Origin of the sequence: Rhodosalinus sp. (assembly GCF_046542825.1) — a bacterium.
Lineage (GTDB): Bacteria > Pseudomonadota > Alphaproteobacteria > Rhodobacterales > Rhodobacteraceae > Rhodosalinus.
In genome coordinates this window covers 1-3370 of record NZ_JBKHAQ010000178.1, presented here as the reverse complement: position 1 = coordinate 3370, position 3370 = coordinate 1, and the positions used below count along the sequence as shown (strand labels likewise).

Here is a 3370-nt window from a genome sequence, read left to right as displayed (position 1 = left end):
GCCGCGCGAGGCGAGCCGGTAGTCGGTCTCAGAAGTGCCGCGTTCCAGCGTCCAGGTGCCGGCCACCGTGCGGCTGGCATCGGCAAGACCCACGGACGGCAGGGCACAAAGCCCCAGAGCTAAAGCAAATCGCCACATTTTTTCGACATCCCCCGATGTTGGCGGAAGCTTAGCGAAGGCCGCGCGCGCAATCCAGACCCTCGATGCGCGCCGACATCGTCGCTGTCAGGGCTAGTGCGAAAAGGCTGAAGAATCCCTGAGCGGCCCCGTCAAACCCCGCGGCGTCATACCCCGCGGCATTGCCGACAGCTTCGGGACAGGCGGCGCACAAGGCGAGGAACTTCCGCTCTGCGGATCGGAGCCGGTGATCTCGCGCGCGAAGAGCAGTCGAATGAACGCGAAACGCCGGTCCATGACCGGCAAGCCCCGCCTCGCGCGCCGTCAACCTCTGCGCAAGACTGGAACGCCCCCCGTTGGCGCCGTGCTTGCAGCCGCTTCGCGCGGGGTGCAGACGAAGGAAGCGTTGCGGGAGGCCAAGGGATCCCGCGACACCAAGAGTCTTCCGAAAACGATTGTTAACCTGGGTGGCTGGTGCCGCAGAAGGGACTCGAACCCCCGACCCACGCATTACGAATGCGTTGCTCTACCAGCTGAGCTACTGCGGCCCGCAGGCGCCTTTAGCATCGGTTGCCGCGCGGCGAAAGCGCATTCTTGGCCGCCGTGGTCAGCTTGCGCGTTTCTCTGGCGCGTCGGACACAGGCGTTTCCGCGGTGTCGTCCGAGGAGTCGTGCTCGGCCTCTGTCCGGTCCTGCGCCGGCTCGTCCGCCGCGCTTGCCTCCTGCGAGACCGGCGCGCCGGAGGCAACGACAAGCGGCAGCATCGCCGCCCCTGCCGGAGACGTGACCTCCTGTGCCTGCGGGCGCACCCAGGCAAGCGTGTCGAAGGCCCCGCAGTTGTTGCAGATCGGGGTCCATTCGGCATGGATCGCGTTGCAGTTCGCGCAGACCCACTGCGGGCCGCGGGGCGCGGTCACCGCGCGGGCGAGCCAGCCCTGCACCACCGCGTCCGAGGCGCCCTCGCCCCGCTCGATCGCGGCCATGGTGGTCAGCACACGCACGTCCGGGTCGCTCTCGACAAGGGTGCCCAGCGCGCGGCGCGCCTGCGGGAACTCCTCTGCCGCGATGTGCAGCTCCGCCAGCACGAGCCTGGATTCGCGGTGGTCGGGATTTGCCTTCACCAGCGTCTGGAAGCGCTTCAGCCGGGCCTGCGGCGATTCGTCGGGGTGGATCGCGGCATAGGCTGCGGCGAGCTCGGGATGCGGCTGCGCGCCCCAGGCCTTGATAACGATTCGCTCTGCGTTCTTCTGCTTGCCCTGCTCCGTGTAGCTCCTGGCCGCCATCACGGCTGCCGGGATCAGGTCGGGCGACAGGCGGTTGGCCTCGATCGCGGCCTCGCGGGCGCGGATGTCCTTGCCCTCGTCGATCACGTCCTTCGCTTCCGACACCGCCAGAACCGCATCGCGCCGCTTGTGCACGTCGCGCGGCAGCTTGCCCTGCTTCAGCTTGGCAGAGAGCGTCTTGCGCGCGCCCTGCCAGTCGTGTGCACCGGCCTGCAGCTTGAGCAGCACATCCTGCGTCTCTTCGTGCTTCGGCCTGAGTGCGAAGGCGCGCTTGGCCAGTTCCAGCGCCGTCTCGGTGTCGCCTTCTGCCAGCTTCTGCTTCATCAGGCCCCGCACACCGACAAAGCGGGTGCGGTCGTCCTCGACCAGCCGGCGATAGACTTCCTCGGCGGTCTTGTGGTCGCCCGCGGCCTCGGCCGCCTGCGCGGCGATCAGGTTGGTCAGTTCGGGGCGGTTCAGGTGCTTTCCGGCCTTCTTCGCCTCGACCATCGCTGTCCTGCCGTCGCCAGCGGCCAGCGCGTTGAGCGAAGCGGTCAGTTCCTTCAGGCCCTTGCGCTCGCGGTTGCGGTCGAAATAGCGGCTGAGCGCCGTGTCGTCGCCGTTGATGAAGCGCAGGGTGGCCACCAGCAGCGAGACGAGCTTGAGGATCAGCCAGAGCGCGACAAGCAACACCAGAAGCGCGATGGCCGATTCCAGCGGGCCCAGCGTGTATTCGGTCTGCGCGACGACGATCTGCACGCCGCCCTGCGCCTCCATCAGCCAGAGCGCGCCATAAGCCAGGCCGGCGACGACCGCGACGAAGAACAGGATCTTGATCAGGGACCAGAGCATGAAAGGGGTTTCCTATTCTTCGTTGAGCATTTCGTCGAGCCGGGCGGCCGCCTGCACCGCGGCGTGTCGGGCCTGTGCGGCACGCGTCCATTCGGACAGTTCGGCCTGCGCCGTGTCGGGGAGGGCCGCAAGCTCGTCCAGAGCCGCGCCCAGCTCGCCGCGCTGCAGGGCGGCTTGGGCGCGCGACAGGATTGCATCGGCATCGTCCCCGTCGCGCGGCGCGACGGAGCGCGCGCCCAGTTGCTCGCGCAGAAAGGCGCCGAAGCGGTCCGCGGGATCCGCCGGCGGGGCGTCGGCATCGCGCGCGGCCGCCAGAGCGGCCCGCGCCGCCGGGGCGAACCCGGAGTCGAGCTCGGCGCGGGTCGGAACGCCGTCCTGCGCTCCCGCCTCCAGCCCCTCGGGCACCGGCTGCTCCAGGGCCTCCGACAGATCGGCCAGCGCGTCGGCGTAGGGCTCTCCCGCGTCGATCGCCGTGGTGACCTGTGCCAGCGCCGACAGGGCCTCGGCCCGGCGCGCGGCCTCTGCCGCCTCCCGTTCGCGAGCCGTCGCCTCGCTGGCGATCGATTCGACCTCTTCCCGCTGCGCGGCGACCTGATCCATCAGCGCCTGAAGCTCCTGCTCGTAGGCGTCGATGGCCTCCTGCGAGAGCGCCGCCTCCATCGGGCGCTTCTCGAGCTCGGTGAGCCGCTCCTCGAGCCCGGTCAACCGCTCCTCGGTTTCCGACAGGCCCCCGTCGAGGGTGTCCGAGAGATCGTCAAGCCGCGCCGTCACCTCGGACAATTGCCCGTCGAGCGCGCCGATTTGCTCCTCCACGGGCGACAGGTCGGGCTCGGCCGCTGCGATCTCCTCGCGCAGCACCGCGATCTCGGCCGCCTGTTCGGAAAGCGCGGCCCGCGTGGTTTCCTGAAAACCGGGGGTGGCCGCGCCGGGAAAGGGCCAGCCCTCGGGCACCACATAGCGCGCAGCCGCGAAGCCCAGGATCGCGGCAAGGATGCCGCCCAGAAGCGCCGGGAAGAAGCCGCCGCGCTTCACCACGACCTCGCGGGTCGGTTGCGACGGGGTCTGTCCCCGCGGAGAGTCGTTCGCCCCGCTGGCCGCCGCGCGGGCGCTGCTGTCGGCCGTGGCACCGCCCGCGGCGCC

The 3370-nt window shown here is 69.8% G+C and carries 2 protein-coding genes and 1 tRNA gene; all 3 read right to left on the bottom strand.

From position 1 onward, the window contains the following. Positions 1 to 589 precede the first annotated feature (589 nt). Positions 590 to 665: transfer RNA gene (locus tag ACLFOB_RS14725), tRNA-Thr, on the bottom strand. A gap of 59 nt (positions 666 to 724) precedes the next feature. Next, entirely contained in the window at positions 725 to 2230 is a 1506-nt protein-coding gene (locus tag ACLFOB_RS14720; protein WP_410926575.1) for a heme biosynthesis protein HemY, read from the bottom strand. 12 nt (positions 2231 to 2242) lie between these two features. Continuing rightward, a partial coding sequence (locus tag ACLFOB_RS14715) for a hypothetical protein (RefSeq protein WP_410926574.1) occupies positions 2243 to 3370 on the bottom strand: 1128 nt, incomplete at its 5' end.